The following is a 4,442-nucleotide window of genomic DNA, read 5'->3' as shown; positions in this document are numbered from 1 at the left end:
TGTTATTGTTTGTGTTATTGTTTGTGTTATCCATAAATAATCCTCAAGCTATTTGCTATATTATACAGTATTATGAAAATTATTAAACAATATATAAAATACAAAGTATTAAAAATTTAAAAGTTATATACCGAAAATTTTTGTTTTTAGATTTCGTCAAAGTTACAAAAAAGATTTATTTAATAATAATATTAAATCTATATTACTATGTGCTTTTGCAACTTTGACGAAGTCCGCCTGCGGTGTGCCACGGGAAAAGTTGATAAAAACTAAATTTGTTTTTTAACTATTAACTTTTTTGTGCCTACGCTAAAGATGACTTCGTAAAAGTTGTAAAAAAGACATGTAAGTTTAATAAAAAATAAAAGCCCCTTATATTTTAAGAGGCTTTATATTTATAATTATTCTTCTGTTATTCTTCTATGCTCAAATGAAGCTCTTCCAATTGGTCGGCATCAACAGTAGAAGGACAGCTGCTCATCAAACATTGTCCCTTCTGAGTTTTAGGGAATGCTATAACTTCTCTTATACTGTCTTGTTTTTGTAACAACATTATAACTCTGTCTATACCAAAAGCCATACCGCACATAGGAGGAGCACCATATTTTAAAGCATCAAGTAAGAAACCAAATCTTATTTTAGCTTTTTCTTCATCTATGCCTAAAAGTTTGAATATAGTAGCTTGTACTTTGCTGTCATATATACGCTGACCGCCGCCGCCTATTTCGTTGCCGTTTAATACTAAGTCATAAGTATCACTTCTTACTTTTAAAGGTTCGCTTTCAAGTATAGCAACATCTTCAGGTACAGGAGCAGTAAATGGGTGGTGAGTAGCTGATATTCTCTTTTCTTTGTGGTCATATTCAAATAATGGAAACTCTACTACCCATAAGAAGTTTAATTTGTCTTTATCTATTAAGTTTAATTTCTCAGCAACTCTTAATCTTAAATTACCTAAAGCATCAAATGTAACTTTTGGAGTATCAGCAACAAAGAAGAGTAAATCGCCTTTTTCTGCTTTTGTAACTTCTAATATTTTCTTTTGATTTTCCTCAGAGAAGAATTTAACGATGTTAGATTCAAGTCCGTTTTCAGTAACTCTCATCCAAGCAAGACCTTTAGCACCAAATATACCAACATATTTAGTAAAGTCATCAATATCTTTTCTGCTTAATTTATCAACTCCGCCTTTAGCATTCAAACATCTTATTATAAATTTGTTATCTAATGCATTTTTGAATACTGCAAAATCACAGCCTCTAACAGCATCTTCAACATTAATAAGTTTTAATTCAAATCTAGTGTCAGGCTTATCGCTTCCATACATCTCCATAGCATCATAATAATTTAATCTAGGGAATGGAGTTTTTAAATCTATATTATAAACATCTTTAACTATATTAGAAACAACTTTCTCCATAATAGATAAAAACTCATCAGTATTAAGGAAAGAAGTTTCAATATCAACTTGAGTAAATTCAGGCTGTCTGTCGGCTCTTAAATCCTCGTCGCGGAAACATTTAGCAACTTGATAATATCTCTCAAAACCGCCAATCATAAGTATTTGCTTAAATATTTGAGGAGATTGAGGTAATGCGTAAAAATCTCCAGCATTTAATCTTGAAGGAACAAGAAAGTCCCTAGCACCTTCAGGAGTACTCTTATTTAATATAGGAGTTTCAACATCTATAAAACCATTATCAGCTAAATGTTTTCTAAAAGCATTAGTGATTTCAAATCTTTTATATAGGTTGTTGAATACTTTAGTTCTTCTTAAGTCTAAATATCTGTATTTTAATCTTATATCTTCACCAGTGTCAATATCATCTTCGAGTAAGAAAGGAGGAGTTTCAGAAGTATTAAGAAGCTCCATTTTTTCAACCATAACTTCTATTTCACCAGTAGGAATTTTAGGGTTAATCATATCTTCGCTTCTAGCTCTTACTTTACCTTCTACACTTATAACATATTCGCTTCTTAAATCTTGAGCGTCATTATGTGCTTCTTTGCTTATTTCAGGATTGAATACTATTTGTACAAAACCTGTTCTGTCTCTCAAATCTACAAATATTACTCCACCATGGTCTCTTCTTCTTAAGACCCAACCAGCTAGTTTTACTTCTTTGCCAATATCATTTTTTGTTAATATTCCATTATAGGCACTTTTAAAACGCATATTAATTCCTCTTTTTATTGATATTTTTTATTATAAAAAATAAGATATATTTCTTTTTTGAATAAACATAATGATTATATTATAGTTGCTAAAAAAATCAATGAATTTTCAAAAAATTATTTTTGACAATTTATTATGTTTTAATATAATAATATTTATGGTAAACAATGAAATAGAAATAAAAGCTCATGTTAGGGATTTTGAAAATACTTTAAGTTTTCTTTATAAGAATGCAAAGTTTAAAAAGAAGTATTTTAAAAAAGATATTTATTATGCTAGAAATGATGATATTTTAAATGATGATATAAAGTTAAAAAATTGCATTAGGCTTAGGGTAGAACATGGAGGCTATACATTTTGCTCTAAAGATAGAAAAATAGTAGACGGGGTTGAAGTTAATGATGAGATAGAGATAAAAGTAAGTAAGAAGAAGGCAAGATTCATAATTAATTTTTTATCATCACTTCAAGGCTATAGAGAGTATGTAAAAAAAGAGAAGAAAGGTTATGCTTTTACATATAAAAACTCTTTGGTGGAAGTGTCAAAGATAAAAGGTTTAGGAGATTTTATAGAGATAGAGTTTTTAAATAGTGAAGAGAGTGTAGAGAATCAGGTTTCTCAATTAAAAAAAATATTACAAGAAATAGGAATAGATGAAAAAGATATAGAAACAAGAGCGTATATTGATATGCTTAAAAAATGCTAAAGAATTATATATTATTTCCGAGAATAAATCATAATTTTTTAAGTTTATAAGTTAGGCTTTGTTTTTATGTTAAAAAGATTTAATATATGCTTGACTTTTTTTAAGGTATATGTTAATATACTTAAGTCTTAAAACATAAGGGCGATTAGCTCAGCTGGGAGAGCGGGTGCCTTACAAGCACTAGGTCGGCGGTTCGAACCCGTCATCGCCCAAAGTCTTCTAAATGTTTACATTATTTTTTAGTATATGGCAGGTTTTGAATATCTTTTAATTATAGTAGCTATTCTTTTTCTATTAATCTTACTTACTTTTCTTATTAAAAAAATTACTAAACATATTTCTATATTATTTGCTGTTATTATTATAATGGTGCTTTCTGTTGCTTCACTTGTAGGAATATATTTTAACTATACAACTAATATATCTGCAAATATGGAAACTTTCTCAATGGAAAAACAAAGAGCAGAGGAGAAAAAAAGACTTATTAGTAGTGTAAGTATGAAAGATGGGGTATTAGAGATTTTATCTTTGCATTTAGCTTATTCTAATAGAATATCAAAGCCTATAATAAGAAATGGAGAAATAGGATTTTATTTAGATGATATTTGGTTTAATTGGGCTGACGGTAAACTTTTAACAGATGAAGATATATCTAATGCTGATAATTATATAAGTTTTGGTTTTTATTCATATCCTGTTAACGGTCTTCCTGTTATACAAAAGGCCACACCTGAAAGAACTCTAGAGCTTCAGGAATATTATAAAAGAAGAATTAATAACAAAAAAATTATTAATAACACTTTTTTAAATACACTTTATGATGGTTCTTCTCCTAAGACTATGATGAGGCATATAAAAACAGTAAGCATATTAGGATATAGAACTAGCATACATGATTATATAGTAGAGCCTCTTTCCAATGCGAGTGTAGAAGTTAAATCTATGGCTCAAACTAATGTTCAAGTAAAAAATTATTTAGCATCATTAAAAACAGTTAGCGGATATGTATGGAAAATAATATCAAAAAGTGCAAGCAGAAGCTATCATAGTTATGGAGTTGCTGTTGACACGCTTCCTAAAAGAAGTAATGGCAAGCAAATATACTGGGCTTGGACTAGAGTGAACAATAAAGAGTGGTATGCTGTTCCTTTTAATGATAGATGGAATCCACCTAAAGAGGTTGTAAAAATTTTTGAGAAGTATGGATTTATTTGGGGTGGTAAATGGCATAATTATGACACTGTGCATTTTGAGTATAGACCAGAACTTATAATATACAACAGAATAAAAGAAGATGAAGAAGAGCTTTACAGACTCATAAAAGAATACGGTTTATATTAATTAATAGCATTAAAAAGTATATTTCTTAAATTGTTTTATTATGATATTTCAATTTTTTATTGTTCTTTTTCCCGCAGCTACGCGGTGCGGACTTCGTCAAAGAACCAAAAAGTGCAAGTGTTTTGTTTTATATTTATGAATATGCATTAAATGTGTGAATACTATAAATTTGTCTTAAAACTGCAGTCTTTTTGCTTCTTTGGGTCACCACCGAGTAGG

Annotated in this window: 3 protein-coding genes and 1 tRNA gene; 3 read left to right on the top strand and 1 reads right to left on the bottom strand. The window is 29.2% G+C overall.

What is annotated here, in order from left to right; translation table 11 throughout:
- Positions 1 to 412: 412 nt before the first annotated feature.
- Positions 413 to 2,176, bottom strand: a complete 1,764-nt coding sequence (gene aspS, locus E6A48_RS04890; RefSeq protein ID WP_219708926.1) for an aspartate--tRNA ligase — start codon at positions 2,174 to 2,176, stop codon at positions 413 to 415.
- A gap of 157 nt (positions 2,177 to 2,333) precedes the next feature.
- On the opposite strand from aspS, the gene cyaB reads away from it, so the two are divergent.
- The 3 genes from cyaB to E6A48_RS04875 all read left to right on the top strand — a co-directional run bounded on the left by cyaB (position 2,334) and on the right by E6A48_RS04875 (position 4,223).
- Positions 2,334 to 2,882, top strand: coding sequence for a class IV adenylate cyclase (cyaB, locus tag E6A48_RS04885; protein WP_219708924.1), 549 nt, complete (start codon positions 2,334 to 2,336; stop codon positions 2,880 to 2,882).
- A gap of 139 nt (positions 2,883 to 3,021) precedes the next feature.
- A tRNA-Val gene (locus E6A48_RS04880) sits at positions 3,022 to 3,094 on the top strand.
- Between the two features lie 34 nt (positions 3,095 to 3,128).
- On the top strand, positions 3,129 to 4,223 hold the full coding sequence (locus E6A48_RS04875) for a M15 family metallopeptidase (RefSeq protein WP_219708923.1): 1,095 nt from the start codon (positions 3,129 to 3,131) through the stop codon (positions 4,221 to 4,223).
- The last annotated feature ends 219 nt before the right edge of the window (positions 4,224 to 4,442 follow it).

The sequence above is a fragment of the Brachyspira pilosicoli genome (assembly GCF_019402445.1).
Taxonomy (GTDB): Bacteria; Spirochaetota; Brachyspiria; order Brachyspirales; family Brachyspiraceae; genus Brachyspira; species Brachyspira pilosicoli_B.
Note: the sequence above shows the minus strand (reverse complement) of the source record. Positions and strands in the feature narration are given on the sequence as shown.